15 protein-coding genes, 2 tRNA genes and 1 pseudogene are annotated in these 16,041 nt (G+C 39.0%); 2 read left to right on the top strand and 16 right to left on the bottom strand.

Annotation, left to right across the window (positions count from 1 at the left end):
• Positions 1-74 precede the first annotated feature (74 nt).
• From atpH to ACSYSF_RS07535, 15 genes and pseudogenes are all read right to left on the bottom strand, one after another.
• Positions 75-617 carry an ATP synthase F1 subunit delta gene (gene atpH, locus ACSYSF_RS07465; RefSeq protein ID WP_489867392.1) on the bottom strand — a complete coding sequence of 181 codons (543 nt, stop codon included), beginning with the start codon at positions 615-617 and terminating at the stop codon, positions 75-77.
• Complete coding sequence (atpF, locus tag ACSYSF_RS07470; protein WP_489867393.1) at positions 617-1,132, bottom strand: F0F1 ATP synthase subunit B; 516 nt, start codon at positions 1,130-1,132, stop codon at positions 617-619. The genes atpH and atpF overlap by 1 nt, the downstream gene beginning before the upstream one ends.
• Positions 1,133-1,157: 25 nt before the next feature.
• Complete coding sequence (gene atpE, locus ACSYSF_RS07475) at positions 1,158-1,376, bottom strand: F0F1 ATP synthase subunit C (protein ID WP_075270361.1); 219 nt, start codon at positions 1,374-1,376, stop codon at positions 1,158-1,160.
• 38 nt (positions 1,377-1,414) lie between these two features.
• Complete coding sequence (gene atpB / locus ACSYSF_RS07480) at positions 1,415-2,125, bottom strand: F0F1 ATP synthase subunit A (protein WP_489867394.1); 711 nt, start codon at positions 2,123-2,125, stop codon at positions 1,415-1,417.
• A 310-nt stretch (positions 2,126-2,435) separates the two neighbouring features.
• The gene (locus tag ACSYSF_RS07485; protein ID WP_489867511.1) at positions 2,436-3,713 is read right to left on the bottom strand and encodes a uracil-xanthine permease family protein; all 1,278 of its coding nucleotides are present in this window, start codon (positions 3,711-3,713) and stop codon (positions 2,436-2,438) included.
• Positions 3,714-4,017: 304 nt separating this feature from the next.
• Positions 4,018-4,647 (bottom strand): uracil phosphoribosyltransferase, encoded by a 630-nt coding sequence (gene upp / locus ACSYSF_RS07490; protein WP_489867395.1) that lies wholly within the window; start codon positions 4,645-4,647, stop codon positions 4,018-4,020.
• A gap of 39 nt (positions 4,648-4,686) precedes the next feature.
• Positions 4,687-5,937 (bottom strand): annotated as a pseudogene (glyA, locus tag ACSYSF_RS07495) (serine hydroxymethyltransferase).
• Positions 5,938-5,967: 30 nt separating this feature from the next.
• On the bottom strand, positions 5,968-6,996 hold the full coding sequence (locus tag ACSYSF_RS07500; protein ID WP_489867397.1) for an L-threonylcarbamoyladenylate synthase: 1,029 nt from the start codon (positions 6,994-6,996) through the stop codon (positions 5,968-5,970).
• A gap of 5 nt (positions 6,997-7,001) precedes the next feature.
• Positions 7,002-7,862 carry a peptide chain release factor N(5)-glutamine methyltransferase gene (prmC, locus tag ACSYSF_RS07505; protein WP_489867398.1) on the bottom strand — a complete coding sequence of 287 codons (861 nt, stop codon included), beginning with the start codon at positions 7,860-7,862 and terminating at the stop codon, positions 7,002-7,004.
• 4 nt (positions 7,863-7,866) lie between these two features.
• On the bottom strand, positions 7,867-8,952 hold the full coding sequence (prfA, locus tag ACSYSF_RS07510) for a peptide chain release factor 1 (RefSeq protein WP_489867399.1): 1,086 nt from the start codon (positions 8,950-8,952) through the stop codon (positions 7,867-7,869).
• 23 nt (positions 8,953-8,975) lie between these two features.
• Complete coding sequence (locus tag ACSYSF_RS07515; protein ID WP_489867400.1) at positions 8,976-9,578, bottom strand: thymidine kinase; 603 nt, start codon at positions 9,576-9,578, stop codon at positions 8,976-8,978.
• 129 nt (positions 9,579-9,707) lie between these two features.
• Positions 9,708-10,415: a type 1 glutamine amidotransferase gene (locus ACSYSF_RS07520; RefSeq protein ID WP_489867401.1), complete on the bottom strand. Its 708-nt coding sequence runs from the start codon at positions 10,413-10,415 to the stop codon at positions 9,708-9,710.
• A gap of 4 nt (positions 10,416-10,419) precedes the next feature.
• Positions 10,420-11,772 (bottom strand): DUF1727 domain-containing protein, encoded by a 1,353-nt coding sequence (locus tag ACSYSF_RS07525; RefSeq protein ID WP_489867402.1) that lies wholly within the window; start codon positions 11,770-11,772, stop codon positions 10,420-10,422.
• Positions 11,773-11,920: 148 nt separating this feature from the next.
• Positions 11,921-12,886 (bottom strand): mannose-6-phosphate isomerase, class I, encoded by a 966-nt coding sequence (gene manA, locus ACSYSF_RS07530; RefSeq protein ID WP_489867403.1) that lies wholly within the window; start codon positions 12,884-12,886, stop codon positions 11,921-11,923.
• 18 nt (positions 12,887-12,904) lie between these two features.
• A complete protein-coding gene (locus tag ACSYSF_RS07535; RefSeq protein ID WP_489867404.1) occupies positions 12,905-13,627 on the bottom strand; it encodes a MucBP domain-containing protein in 723 nt (240 codons plus the stop codon).
• A 307-nt stretch (positions 13,628-13,934) separates the two neighbouring features.
• Between ACSYSF_RS07535 and ACSYSF_RS07540 the strand changes: the two genes are divergently transcribed.
• Positions 13,935-14,006 (top strand) — tRNA-Asn (locus tag ACSYSF_RS07540).
• Between the two features lie 51 nt (positions 14,007-14,057).
• A tRNA-Asn gene (locus tag ACSYSF_RS07545) sits at positions 14,058-14,129 on the top strand.
• Between the two features lie 125 nt (positions 14,130-14,254).
• Here ACSYSF_RS07545 and ACSYSF_RS07550 read toward each other — a convergent pair.
• Positions 14,255-16,030, bottom strand: coding sequence for an adenine deaminase C-terminal domain-containing protein (locus ACSYSF_RS07550; RefSeq protein WP_489867405.1), 1,776 nt, complete (start codon positions 16,028-16,030; stop codon positions 14,255-14,257).
• Positions 16,031-16,041: the final 11 nt, after the last annotated feature.

The following is a 16,041-nucleotide window of genomic DNA, read 5'->3' on the forward strand; positions in this document are numbered from 1 at the left end:
TTCAGCAGTTCCTCTTTCTTTATAGTGTGTTTAATCATTAAACACAACATCAATTTCTACTAGAATTCCGATTACTAGCGGATGATACTTCGACGAATAGCAGCTAACTTAGTTGCTAATGATCCATCCAAAATTTGATTACTAGTTTTCACGATAACACCACCAAGAATTGTTTCATCGACAACAGGTGTCAAATTCACTTGATTGGCGTGATAACGCTCAGCTAACTTTGCTTCCAATTTTGATGATTGCTCATCACTCAATGGAATCGCTGTTTTGACTTCGGCATCAATAATACCTGAAGCTTCATTTACCAATTTATTATATTGATTAATAATATCTGGTAAATTTTCAAAACGACGATAATCGAAGGTCATTTGAACCAAATTTTTAACGACTTGGCTCACACCTTCAGTCAACGTGTCTAACATCTCACGCTTAACTTTTTCATCAATCCGCAAAGATAACATCGCTTTCGTCAATTCTGGATTTTGTACCAAAACACTTTTAAGGGCTGTTAATTCTTCAGCCGTTGCGGTGTCTGTACCTTGATCATGGGTTAATTCGAACAAAGCAACGGCATATCGTTTAGCAATCGTTGCTTTATCTAATGCCATTATTTGTCTCCTAACCCTTCGATGTAAGCATCAATAAGTGCTTTTTGATCATCTAACTTTAGTTCTTTTTGGATAATCTTTTGTGCGATCGTTACAGAAAGATCAGCAACTTCGCCCTTAACACCGGCCATCGCTTCAGAACGCTCTTGCGCAATTTGTGCGCTTGCTTGTTCTTTAGTAGCTTTAGCATCAGCTTGAGCGTCAGCAACGATTTGATCACGTTGCTTACCAGCTTCTGTCTTAGCATCTGCAACGATGCCATTAGCTTCAGTACGTGCTGATTGTAGCTGAGTTGAGCGCTTAGCTGCCATTTCTTCGGCTTCTTGACGCGCTTCTTCAGCAGTGTTCAAATCATGAGCGACTTTGTCAGCACGCTTTTCCATCATGTTGACTACTGGACCCCAAGCGAACTTCTTCAGTAGAAGCATCAAAACTAGGAATGCCACTAGCACAAACAACATATTACCCAAAGCCAACCCTTTGCTAGCACCTGCTAGAACAATTTGATTTAACATAATTTAGTTGGCCTCCAAATCTTAATTAGCGTGCAAGCAACATGAATGCAAGCGCAATCGCAATAATTGGGACGGCCTCAACTAGTCCAACACCAATGAACATATTGGTACGTAGCTTACCTTCTAATTCAGGTTGGCGAGCCATACCTGATAGCATACTTGAAATAACAATACTGTTACCAATACCAGCACCGATAGCGGCACCAGCAGCAGTAATTCCAACACCTATGGTTGCAACATCCATTTTTAAAATCCTCCATTAAATATAAACAGTTACTGTAGTTACTCTGTCTTTTCAGAAACATAGACAGTTGTCAAAGTTACGAAGACAAACGCTTGAATGGCCCCGATAAACAGTGAAAAACCTTGCCAAATCATTGTTAGGAAAAAGGCTGGTACAAATGAAATGATACCAGCTGATTGTGCCAATTGCCACAATAGCGATAGCACCATCTCACCAGCAAAGATATTACCGAACAAACGCAATCCTAGAGTCAAAAAACTTGTGAATTGCTCGATTAAATTGATTGGTAGTAATGCACTGAATGGTGATAAATAAACTGTCTTAAAGTATCCTTTGAACCCTAATTTCTCTACACCCAAGAAATGGGCAATTCCAATTGCAATCAATGCCAATGTCATTGTAACCAACGGATTAGCTGTTGGTGAGTTAAGGAATGTATCACTACCAACTTTAACGCTGAAAGCAACTCCTAACTGATTAGACATAAAAATAAACATGAACAATGAAAACGCGAAAAACTTTAAGTTATTCCCAGTTTTATTCGGTAATGATCCGTCAACAATATTGTTTGTAAAATCAATGACCCACTCAAACATATTTTGTTTACTCTTACCAGATGGTTTCAAAACCAACTTACGAGACATCCAAAATGCTAAAAGAAAGACAACGACAACAGATATTGTTGTTGAAATAATTACACTCCAATCAAACGTCAACCCTGCAATAGTAAAGGTTGCGCTCTCCTCCACTGAAATTCACCTCTTTTCTCCTTTATGAAATATAATCAAGCGGTATACAAAATCATACAGAACCGTTTAACTTTTACCACACTATTATTACCCCTTTTCAAAGTCATTTCAATAACTAAGACTTACCTAAAACACCTTACCTTGTCCCATTTTTGCAACTGCTTTTATTAAAGCTTGTTATATCACCTTTCCTACTATTCCAAAATAGAATACATTAGTAAAACCTATCACAAAAAGGAAAGTATTTTAAAAATATTTATTAATAAAAAAAGAGATTGCACCCTTTTGGCGCAATCTCAATTGCATATCATTATTTTTCTGAAGCAGCCTTATCTGGCAAAATTAAATTCAAAACAATCCCTAGAATCGTTGCAATCGCAACACCTGAGAATTGCACGATACCGTTACCATGACCAAGCTGTAGATAAGCATTACCAATTCCAATAACCAAAACTGATGAAGAAATCATCAAATTACGCTTCAAATTAAAATCAATTTTGTTTTCAACAATAATTCGCAAACCAGATGCGGCAATCACCCCAAATAACAAGAATGATACTCCACCAGTAACAGCACCTGGAATGGTTTGAATCAAAGCTGATAGTTTACCAACAAATGAGAATAGCACCGCAAAGATTGCAGCACCAATCAAAACGTAAACTGAATGAACCTTGGTAATTGCCATAACACCAATGTTTTCGCCATATGAAGTTACTGAAGGTCCACCGACAAGACCAGCAAATAATGTGGCAACACCATCACCGGCCAACGTACGGTGCAAACCAGGATCCTGAATGTAATCACGACCCGTCAAATCATCCAAAACCATCAAGTGTCCCAAGTGTTCAGTGATTGTTACCAAAGCAATTGGTGCCATAACCAGAACGGCATCCCAATGGATAATTGGCTTATAGTCAATAAATGGCATATCAAAGTCTGGCAAAGCAAACCAGGCAGCCTTTTCAACAGGTCCTAAGTCAACCAAACCTGCCATAATAGCAACGACATAGCCGACAACAATTCCCAATAAAATCGGAATTAATCCTAGGAAACCTTTCAGATACATATTAAAGAAAATCGTAACAGCTAACGTTAGCATGGCAACTAGGAAAACACGCAAATCATACTTACCATTTAACAAAGTTGCTGACTCAGCAGCTGAACCTGATAGTGATAAACCAATGACCATGATAATTGGACCAACAACAATTGGTGGCAATATTTTTTCAATCCAATTGGTACCAATCATCCCCACCAAAACAGCAACAATCAAGTACACAATTCCAACTGAAATCACACCAGTTGCGACACCTGGATAGCCGGTTGTTTTCATTAAAGCAACCATTGGAATAACGAAAGCAAAACTTGATCCCATGTAAGCTGGAATCTTACGTTTCGTAATTAAAATATGTAGTAACGTTCCAACACCAGAACTAAATAGCGCAATTCCTGGGTTCAGGCCAACGAGCAATGGCACTAAGACCGTTGACCCAAACATTGAGAACATATGCTGTAATGACAGCCCCACCCATTGCCAAAATTTTGGCTTTTCATCTACGTCTAATACAACATCACGTTTTGTTTCCATCATATTATTCCTTTCATCTTTTCATCTTTCAAATTAATTGGCATTAAAAAAGCCGAGGTATGAAAGCACCTCAGCTTGATTTATTTTCTAATATGATAGCTTTATCCATAACGATATTTAATCGAAATGCTACAAGTCAATCTTATTAGCCTCACGGGACCAAGTTAAAGTCAAATTAAACTTTTTTTATTATATATCAGTTAACAAAGTTAGTAAACAGCAATAAATCCGGTTAAACGTTTTAACAAAACGAATTTTTTACAAAATAAAGAGGCCAAGACGAAATTGCCTTGACCTTTATCGATTAGTGCGTACCGAATAAACGGTCACCGGCATCCCCAAGTCCAGGAATGATGTAACCATGTTCATTTAGCTTCTCATCTAAACCAGCTGTGTAAATATCAACATCTGGATGAGCTTTTTGAACAGCCTCAACCCCAACTGGCGCTGAAACCAACGTAATTAACTTAATTTTTGTTGCCCCACGCTTCTTAAGTGCATCAATGGCCATGTTTGCTGAACCACCAGTTGCCAACATTGGATCAACAACCAAAACTTCACGTTGATCAATATCTTCTGGCAACTTCACAAAGTATTCAACCGGTTCCAATGATTCTTCATCACGATACATACCAATATGACCGATACGAGCGGCTGGGATTAACTTCATAATACCGTCAACCATTCCCAAACCTGCACGCAAAATTGGCACGATAGCTAGTTTCTTACCAGCCAATGTCTTTTGTGTGGTTGTTGCAACGGGCGTTTCAACTTCGATATCTTCAACCGGCAAATCACGGGTTACTTCATAAGCCATTAATGAAGCAATCTCATCGACAATTTCACGAAATTCTTTCGTACCAACATTCTTATCACGGATAATTGTTAGTTTGTGTTGAATTAGTGGGTGATCAAAAACCGTTAACTTACTCATTTCAAAGCTCCATTTCTTTTTCTTAATTATATAATTTTTTTAGTTTGCGTGCTCGATTTCTGACAATGGAAAACGACTAGTTAAGTCTACTACTGCTTGTTTAACTTCGGCAAGGTTCGCTTCGTCTTCAGGATTAGCCAAAACTTGCAAAATCAGTTCAGCAACCTGAGTGGCTTCAGTTTCCTTGAACCCACGAGTTGTAATAGCCGGCGTACCAATTCTGATACCTGACGTAATAAATGGACTCCGCGTATCATTTGGAATCGCTTCTTTATTAGTTGTAATATACACCTTATCTAATACATTTTGGGCTTTTTTACCTGAAATACCAGTTGCTGTTAAGTCGAGGTTAAATAAATGATTATCAGTACCATCTGAAATAACGCGTACCAATTCTGATTTTTTGAAAACCTCAACCATGGCTTGGGCATTGGCAACGACTTGACGACCGTATTCCTTAAAGCTTGGTTGCATTGCTTCATAGAAAGCAGCGGCTTTACCAGCAATGACATGTTCTAATGGGCCACCTTGTGTACCAGGGAAAATAGCTGAATTCAAGGCTTTACCTAATTCTGCTTTAGCTAGAATCAAGCCACCACGAGGGCCACGCAAAGTTTTGTGTGTCGTTGACGTCACAACATCTGCGATACCAACTGGTGATGGGTGAACACCAGCAGCAATTAAACCAGCAATGTGCGCCATATCAACCATTAAGTAAGCACCAACTGAGTCTGCAATTTCTCGGAAACGGTCAAAATCAATGAATCGTGAATAAGCCGAAGCACCTGTCACAATCAACTTTGGTTTATATTCTTTTGCCAGTTTAGCAACTTGATCATAATCAATGCGTTCATTTTCGTTTAAACCATACGCATGAAAATGATAAGTCTTACCTGAAAAATTAACCGGTGAGCCATGGGTCAAATGACCACCAGCATCCAAATCAAGTCCTAAGACATGATCTCCGGGTTCTAATAAAGCTGCATAAACAGCCGCATTGGCTTGTGAACCAGAATGTGGTTGCACATTCGCATATTCAGCACCAAACAATTCTTTAGCGCGATCAATTGCCAATTGTTCAACTTAATCAATATACTCAGTCCCACCATAGTATCGTTTACCAGGATAACCCTCAGCATACTTGTTCGTTAAAATACTACCTTGTGCAGCTCGTACACCGGCAGATGCAATGTTCTCTGAAGCAATCAATTCAATATTATGTTCTTGGCGATCAGATTCACGGTCGATAGCAGCCCATAAATCGGGATCAAATTCACGATAATTTGTCATAGGATTGACCTCCTTGTCAGTCAAATCAGATTAATCATTTAATAGTTCACTAATCCAGTGCCCACCAGATGCTTTACCCAAACGATTATTGTAAGCACCATTAGCATCAACTTGTGGCATTGCAGCAACCAAAATGGTTTGCACATCTTTTTTATCATCAAAATAACGTAGACCTGCAAACAACTTGGCAGCAGCCGTCTCATTATTATCACCTAGTGACCAAACAAAATCCATACCAGCTAGTTGATGTTGCACGATTAAATCGTTCGTCATCATTAAACCAACTGGCTCTAGTTGTGCTTGCATCCAAATAATTGCCTGAGTCCAGTCTTCTGGGGCCACCATGTAAACATCTTTATCAGGTGCATAGTGGCGATACTTCATACCAGGTGCTTTAGGCGTTTCATTATCAGCCACATGGTGAACTTCAGAATCAACGGGTGTCTTAATCACCGCTTCAATTTGAGCTGGTGTAATTTTACCAGGACGCAAAACAGCTGGTGTATCAGTTGATAAATCAAGGACCGTTGATTCAACACCAATCTTAGTTGGACCATCATCCAAAATACCCGCAATTTTGCCATGCAAATCATGGTACACATGCGTAGCCAAAGTTGGTGATGGCTTACCTGACGTGTTTGCTGAAGGGCCAACAAGTGGTTTACCACTAGTACGAATCAATTGGCGTGTTGCATCATTATCTGGTAGACGAACAGCCACTGTATCCAAACCACCTGTAACAGTCATTGATAATGCCCCTGGTTTAACTGGCAAAATCATGGTCAATGGACCTGGCCAATAAGCTGACATCAATGCCTTCGCACGTTCATTCACCACGGCAAATTCATCAACTTGTTCTGGATCAGCAACGTGCACAATTAAAGGATTATCTGAAGGACGTCCTTTCGCTGCATACACTTTGCCAACAGCTGTTTCATTAAAAGCATCAGCCCCTAATCCATAAACTGTTTCTGTTGGAAAAGCCACCAATGAACCACGCTTAATGGCTCGCGCCGCCGCGTCCATTTCATCCACCGTCCATATTTTTGTTTCTGTCATTTTTTCTACATCTCCCGCAATACTTTAATCATTCGATCATGACCACTTAAATCTTGGCGCAAAGTTACCTGCACATTTGGCAATGATGAAAACAAATCCACCAAAGCTTCACCTTGTTGATAACCAATCTCAAAATAAGCTGCACCACCAGGCTTCAGGTAATCAAGTAGGTCGATTGCCATTTTTTTATATAATGCTAACCCATCATCATCTGCATATAACGCCAAATCTGGTTCGAACACAACAACTGATTCGTCCATTAATTGTTCTTCGTCACGACTAATATAAGGTGGATTCGCAACAATAATATCAAATGTACCTGTTACATCTGTAAACAAATCACTTGTCAAAAATTGAACATTAGGTGCATATAATGTTGCATTTTCTTTTGCCACTGCCAAAGCGTCTTCAGAAATATCGGAACCTATAATTTGCCAATTAGGATGCTCTGCACCCAGTGTTACCGCAATGGCACCGGAACCAGTACCAATATCCAACACTTGTTGGTTTTCTTGATGACGATGGTCTTTTAAAATCCATTCAACTAATTCTTCAGTTTCTTGACGTGGAATTAGCACACGTCGATCAACATTAAACTCACGACCATAAAAAGCAGCATGTCCTAAAGCATATTGAACTGGTTGACCACCTTTGATTGCGCGGACAGCCACCATAAACCGTAATCGTTTTTCATCCTCTAATACCGTATTAAGATTGTTGGCTAATTGGGCATAATTCCAATCCATCATACCAGTTAGCAAGTAGTCAATTTGTGACATACGCTCTGTTTCATCATGGATATAAGGTTCTAGTTGCCAATCACCCCATTCACGAACTGCTTGAATGGTCCATTGTTCATCAAACATATTTTTATCCTTGCTTTAATGCTTCTAATTTAGCTGTTTGGTCAGCAATTAATAAGGCATCAATCACATCAGATAATTCGCCGTTCATAATCCGGTCTAGTTTATTTAATGACAAACCAATCCGGTGATCAGTCACACGATTTTGCGGATAATTATACGTACGAATACGTTCTGAACGATCACCAGTTCCAACCGCCGTCTTACGTTGTTCAGCATATTCAGCCTCGTTTTGTGAAGCATAATAATCGTAAACACGCGCCTTCAAAATTTCCATTGCCTTGGCACGGTTTTGTTGCTGTGAACGTTGATCTTGCATCGCAACAACAATACCGGTAGGCAAGTGAGTCATACGTACAGCTGATGACGTCTTGTTAATGTGCTGGCCACCGGCACCAGATGAACGATAAACATCAACACGCAAATCTTTATCTTCGATTTCGATATCAACATCTTCATATTCTGGCATAACCCCAACAGTAGCTGTTGACGTGTGCACACGTCCAGCTGATTCTGTCTCGGGCACACGTTGCACACGGTGGGCACCATTTTCAAACTTTAATTTTGAATACACATTATCACCCGTGATCATCAAAACAATTTCTTTATAACCACCGATTTCAGTTTTGTTTTCATCGATGATTTCAACTTGCCAATTTTCTTTTTCAGCATAACGTGAATACATGTCATACAAATCAGCCGCGAACAAAGCACCTTCATCACCACCAGCAGCCCCGTGGATTTCCATGATAATATTCTTATCATCATTAGGATCCTTAGGTAGCAACAAAATCTTTAGTTCTTCTTCAAGTGACTCCTTTTGCGCATGTAATTCTTTTAGCTCTTCTTTTGCTAGCTCTGCTAGCTCTGAATCATTGGCCTCTTCACGCAAAATTTGATCATTTTCATCGATATCATTAACAATCTTCTTATATTGTTTATACTTTTCAACAGTTTCACGTAGGCTACCTTCTTCTTTAGATAACGCTAAGAAACGTTTTGTATCTGCAATCACTTCTGGATCAGAAATCATTTCGCTGACTTCTTCATAACGATCCACAACAGATTGCAATTTTTCAAAAATTTCATCCATAATGTTCTATCCCTTTATTTACCTTATTGATTATTCATTGCTGTACGACGAGCTAACGCCTCTAAATCCGGATGGTTATAATGTTTCCGGCATACGGGCATATATGCTTCGTCACCACCAATTTGAACTTGTTCACCTTCATAAACAGGTTGACCATTTGAAAACCGTAAATTCATGACTGCCTTACGTCCACAAAACGAACAAAGTGTCTTCATTTCTTCAATCTTGTCGGCATAGATAAGTAAGGCTTCTGAGCCAGGAAATAGTTGATTAAACGCATCATTTTTCAAGCCAAAGGTTAACACTGGTATGTCTAATTCATCTACGACCCGCGTTAACTCTAGCACCTGTTCTTTCGTCATAAATTGGGCTTCATCTATTAGCACCGCTGCAATACTATCTTGATTACTAATCAACGCAAACAAATCATCATTTGCTTTAATTGCACGTGCTGAACGTTGCATCCCAATTCTTGAAGCAATCTCACCTGCTCCGGAACGATTGTCCAAGGCACTGGTTAGCAATAGCACATGCCGTTGTTGTACTTCATAATTATGAGCAACTTTTAAAATCTCGATGCTCTTACCACTTGCCATTGCGCCATAGCGAAAAAATAATTGCGCCATTCTTCTCCTGCCTTCCTCATGTAAAGATTACAGTTTACACTCCATTCTAGTATAACAAAATTGTAAATAAAAAAAAGACGGGTGTCCTACTAAACTCCCCGTCTTAATTTATAATGTTGTTCAATAATCTTAGAAAAATTCTGGTGTAATTGTTGCAATTTTAGCTTGCCAATCAACTTCTGGGTACTTGCGGTTCAAAATGATTTGTAACATATGCAAAGCTAAATTACCATTACGGGTTAAAATTGGACCATGGAAATACGTACCATACGCATTTTTGTATACTAATCCTTCACCGCCATCTTCACCGTTGTTACCTTTTCCTTGGATAACTTTTCCCAAAGGACGTTCATCATCCCCCAAGAAAGTACGTCCTTGGTGATTTTCAAAACCATGGTACTCTAAGTTATTAACTTCATCTTTAATCGTCACATTACCTATGAAGCGCCCATCAGGTTGATTCAATGTGTAATGACTCAAGGCACCAATCCCATTAACCTTCGTACCATCAGCCAAAACAAAATATTGACCAATCAATTGAAAGCCACCACATACGCCTAAGAAAGGACCACCGTCTTCAATATAGGCTTTCAAAGCATCAGCCTTCGAAGGTAAATCATCCGCAACAACCATTTGTTCGTAGTCTTGACCGCCACCAAACAACACAAAGTCATAATCATCAGCATTAAAATCATCTGATAACGACACGATATGTTGGTACACATCAACACCGATTTGTTGGGCATAGTAACGCAAGGCAACGATGTTACCAAAGTCACCATAGGTATTCATTAAATCACCATATAAATGTGCGGCATTAATTTCATATTCAGCCATTGATTTAATCCCCCATTCCCGTATTGATGTAGCCTTGTTGCTTTAACGTATCTCGTAACTGTAGCATTGCCGTATAAGTAGCTAAAATATAAACGCGCTTCGTTGGCATACTTTCAATCGCCGTCACAATTTGTTGCAAATCTTTATAAACAGGATGATCACCAAAACCAGCCATTTTCAAACGAACATACAAATCTTTATAACGTTCACCACCGGTAGCCACAGCTTGAATACCAGTATCATGTAACGACTCAAAATTGGCATCCCAAATCCAACTTGTATCAATACCATCGGCATAATTAGCATTTAACAACGCAATCATTGAGAATGGTTGATCATCAGTCTTCATCATATCAATAACCTGATTAGCCCCCACTGGATTCTTAATTAATACAATGGTAACTTCTTTATCTTTTACCTTAACGGCTTCTTGGCGGCCAAAGATTTGGGCATTTGATGAAAAGGCATGTTGAATTTGCTCAGCTGAAACCCCCATAAAGCGACCAACTGCATACGCAGCTAACGCATTATAAATGTTATACATACCACCAATTTCAATTTGATAGGTTTTGCCATCAATATCAAAATTTGATGATATTGGCGTCAATTTATTTAATTTGGTAACGGCATAGTCAAGCACTGGTCGTTTAAAATCATCAGTCGTTGAAAAGTAATCACCTTGATTACCAAACGTCATAAAATGATAACGTAAAATTGAGTTATCAGTTGGTGAAAGCACCCCATCTGTATTATGTGGTGCGCGCATACTACCAGTCGCTGGCAAATGATTGAAACCAAAGTAAACCTTTGGATTTGGTAAATCACCACGCATAAAAATTGGTGAATCAGCATTTGCAATGACTGTCGCTTCAGGGAACAAACGAATTCCCTTCAAAATTTTGTCATACGTTGTATAAATTTCACCATACCGGTCTAATTGATCACGGAAAATATTGGTCAACACAAATGCTTTAGGCTTCAACTGACGTGCCACTGATTCCACATTAGCTTCATCAACTTCAAGCAATGCGATTGGTCGTTGCTGCTTATCTTTGATTTTTGCAGTTAACATGGTTCCCGTAATCCCCTGCATCATATTTGATCCAGAAGGATTAGTAATCACATCACGATATTTTTCACGTAAAACACGTGTCGTTAACGTTGTTGTCAAAGTTTTTCCATTAGTTCCGGTAATTAAAATCACATCATATTTTTCAGCATAATGCGTCATGACGTTGGGATCGATTTTTGTTGCCAATTTACCTGGTAAAGATGTACCACCACGATGTAAAACGCTGTGCAACAATGTGTGGGTACTTTTACCAACAAAAGTTGCTAATCCACTTTTAAGGCTCATGCCATCCTCCTAATCGTGTCAGTTAGTCACGCTTATTTTTTATCTCGTATTTTTATTGCTTATTTAAGTACGTAACAAATTTTACCATTTTCATCAAATAAAAACACCACCGTTAAAAAACGTTGGCGTTTCACGATTACTTTTCAAGTTATAATGACTTAGGTCCCGGCGTACTTGTAATCAAAGTTGCGTGTCCCTTCAAAGTCCATGATTTAACATCGTTTGGCAAAATAAAGCTACCTGCTTTAGCCAGATGATACGTAACACCATCAATAATTAAATCTAATTCACCTTCAACGACGGTTGCTAATGTATAAGGTGCCACAGCCTGCATCGTCGACTTACCTGCAATTTCCCATTTTACAACATTAAAATATGGGGCTGACACTAAATTAGTCATCGTCAAGTCACCAACATTTGACACAATTTGTGTTGGCTTTTCTGGCACAAATGGTACGGTCGTCACATTTTTGGCATCCTCTAAATGTAAATCACGCTTCTCACCTGTTTTGGCATTTACGCGATCAAAATCATAGACACGATATGTTACATCAGAAGATTGTTGTGATTCTAACGTCACAACACCCGCACCTAGCGCATGTAGCGTTCCTGATGGCACATAGAAGAAATCACCCGCTTTAACTGGTACCTTCTGCAACAAATTATCCCAATCACCTGTATCAACTGCATGGTCAAACGCCGCCTTATCTTGTGCAGTATGACCATAATAGATGGTTGCGCCTGGTTTTGCATCTAAGATATACCATGACTCTGTTTTACCCAACTCACCAGCATGTGCTTTAGCATAATTATCATCAGGATGTACTTGTACTGATAAATCTTGATGCGCATCTAAAATTTTCACCAATAGTGGGAAAGGTCGATCAACATCTCGATTAGCAAATAATTCTGGTTCATCATGCCATAATTTAGCAACAGACTTGCCAGCGTATTGACCATTGGTCACTGTGACAACGCCATTGGGATGACCAGAAATCACCCAAGCTTCGCCAGTTGTTTCTGAAGGAATATCTAAATGATACTCATCACGTAGCGCTGTGCCACCCCAAATTTTTTCATGTAACGTTGGTTTTAAAATTAACGGTTCTGTCATTGTATCTCCCTAATATTATTACGCACCTAGTTTCACGTAGATACTAGAAATCCAGCCTTGTTGTGCAACGTGATACCAAGTAACCCGTGCTGTATCGATAACTTTTTCAATCACCTCTACAGCCGTACCGTGCGCAATCTTACCAATTTCACGTCCATATGGTTGTGAATAAACAGTAACACTTGCACCTGGAATATAATCGATTACCCCATTAACTGCGTACGGAATTGGCTGCCACTCCGTTGCTGGTTGCCATTCCATGGCTGGTTGCTGGCTGCGTCCATCATCATTAGTTAACTTCATGGCCTTCATGTCATACTTCACCCATCTTGAATCAGCTAATTGATACCAAAACTCACCAGTTTTAGATGCCATGCGTTCAGATGCTTTAACGACTGTTCCTGGCCATAATTTTTGACCAGTTGCTGTTTGGTCTTGTACGGAAATAACCGGTTGCACTTCAGTAAAAATATGCAAATACTTATTAGTCAACGACTCTGTTTCAGCAACATTTTCACGCTGATAAAAGAAAGTTACTGTAAACATATCTTTTTCTGAAAAAACACCTGTTAGTGTGCCTTCTGATGAAACAAATCGATAACCATCTATATCTTGTGGATCAATCGAAAAACTTTCACCAACATGTCCTTGAATCAATTGAGCACGGACAATCGTGCCTTTTGTATCAATATCTTTAGAATAAACCCACACGGGCATCCCCATTATTTGAAAGTCAGCCATTTGTACCGCCTCCTAATTGTTATTTATTACCTCTATCATACCAATTAAATCACATTTTTTCTTGTTTAATTCGCTTTTTTTAGTGTTTATTTACTAATCATATCACCCGTTATCATGAACAACATTAAATTATTTTCATTTATGTAGTTGACTTTTAATTTTACGACATGTATATTAAATGCATGCGCTAATTAGCGCACCAACTAGCAAGGTTAACACAACAAATTAAAATTAAAAAACTTTCATTTTAATGGTTGCTTTTTAATTAAAGACGTTGTATAGTTAAATCTGTTGAGTCAATAATTATTGCTCTGTAGTTCAGTGGTAGAATAACTCACTGTTAATGAGGAGGTCGCTGGTTCGAACCCAGCCAGAGCAGTTACATAATTAAATCAATTATGTTTATTATCTATTTTAATACAATCATTTTTGCTCTGTAGTTCAGTGGTAGAATAACTCACTGTTAATGAGGAGGTCGCTGGTTCGAACCCAGCCAGAGCAGTAATTATCGAAACGGCTGTTAGTTTACTAATAGCCGTTTTTTATTTGTCTTTAAACAAAAACAGACTGGAACATAAACGTTCCAATCTGTTTAATTATCAGTATGCTGTTTTGTCGCATGCTAGTTTATCGAAGCGCAAGAATTGGATCAAAGTACTTCAAATTAGGATAATCCACATTACCCCCATCCGTTAATGCCAAATCAGGAATTGATGTAATTGGCAAAAATGATAGGTAGAATAATGGATCTGGCAACTGACTACCTAATTCACGAGCGGCTTCCTTTAAAGCAACCTCTTTTGTTGCTAATTCTTCTGGCGTCAAATCAGTGTTAATACCAGCAATTGGCAATTCAAGTAGTGATACAATTTCACCATCTACGACCACAACTTGACCACCACCACACTTAATGAGCGTATTAGCAGCTAGTGCCATATCATCATTATTAACACCAGCAACAACCAAATTATTATCGTCTGGTGCCATTGTTGTTGCAATTGCCCCACGTTTAATTGACCAACCTGAAATGAAACCACGCGCATGATTACCATTAATACCGTAACGTTCAATAACTGAAGCTAGTGCAACATCGTCTTCAACACTAGGCTGAACATCACCAGCAACAACTGGCAAAGTTACATCTAAACGTTTACGAACAAACGGTCCAATACTGTTAATGGTTTGGACCTCTACCTGCGTAACATCCGTATCAACATGATAAGCAAAATCATCCGCAGTCATTGCAGCATGGCGAATAGTATTTTGAATAGCTTCACTACGCTTGGGTGGCAAAAATGCCATTTCAGTTTGACCAGCAAGTGTCACTAATTGCCCCTTACTAATAACTGTTTCAACATTAAAGCTAGTTGGATTATCAACCAATAAGATATCTGCTTGCTTACCCGGTGCGACTGACCCAATTTGATCATCAACATGGTAAGCTTCAGCGCCATTAATTGTTGCCATTTGGATGGCTGTCATTGGACTAACACCTGCTTGAATTGCTAACTGTACCATGTGATCTAAATGACCATTTTCTAAAATATCATTAGCATTCACATCATCAGTACAAAAACTAGTGTGACGCGCAACATTTGCCGTGTTTTCAGTAATTGCCTTAATATTTTCAGCTAAAAACTTAGTTACAGACGATTCACGAATCACCACATGCAATCCCTTGCGAGCCTTTTCTAAGAACTCTTCGTGGCTGTAGCTTTCATGATCAACATGTACGCCACCCATCAAAAATTGATTCAAATCTTTACCAGTAGCCATTGGTGAACAACCAAAAATTGGTTTATGGTACTTTTGCGCAGCTAAAATAGCCTTTAGTGTATCTTCATCTTTTGTCTGAATTGATTCACGAACCGTTTCCCAGACACCATATGTTTGTGGTAATGCTTGATACTTATCATGATCAGCGCCATTAACATTGTAGGCAACTGTTGATTCCGGAATCGTGTAAGGCGTCTTGTATGGCAATCCCCAGAATACTTTCAATGGCAATGATGCCAATTCATCAAATATTTCTGTTAAACCATCTAAGCCCACCACTGAAATGTATTCATCAAGTCCTGACACGATACTTGTCGTGCCGTGTGGTACAACCGCCTGTGAAAAGCGCGTCAAACTCAACTTGCTACACTCAACGTGAATGTGGCCATCAATCAAACCAGGCACGATATACTTGCCAGTTGCATCAATATGCTTTGTTTCACCACCAACATAGTCAGAAACATCTGCATCTACGGCTACAATTTTGCCACGAAAAATAGCAACATCTGCTTGATAATATTCAGCGGTATCAACATTAACCAAAGTACCATTTTCAATTACGGTATCCGCAGGAATCGTTGCCGCGCCAGCATCAATATAATCCTTCAATTCTGATAATTCTGTCATTTTACTCCCTC

This window comes from Weissella sp. ESL1139, assembly GCF_058506735.1.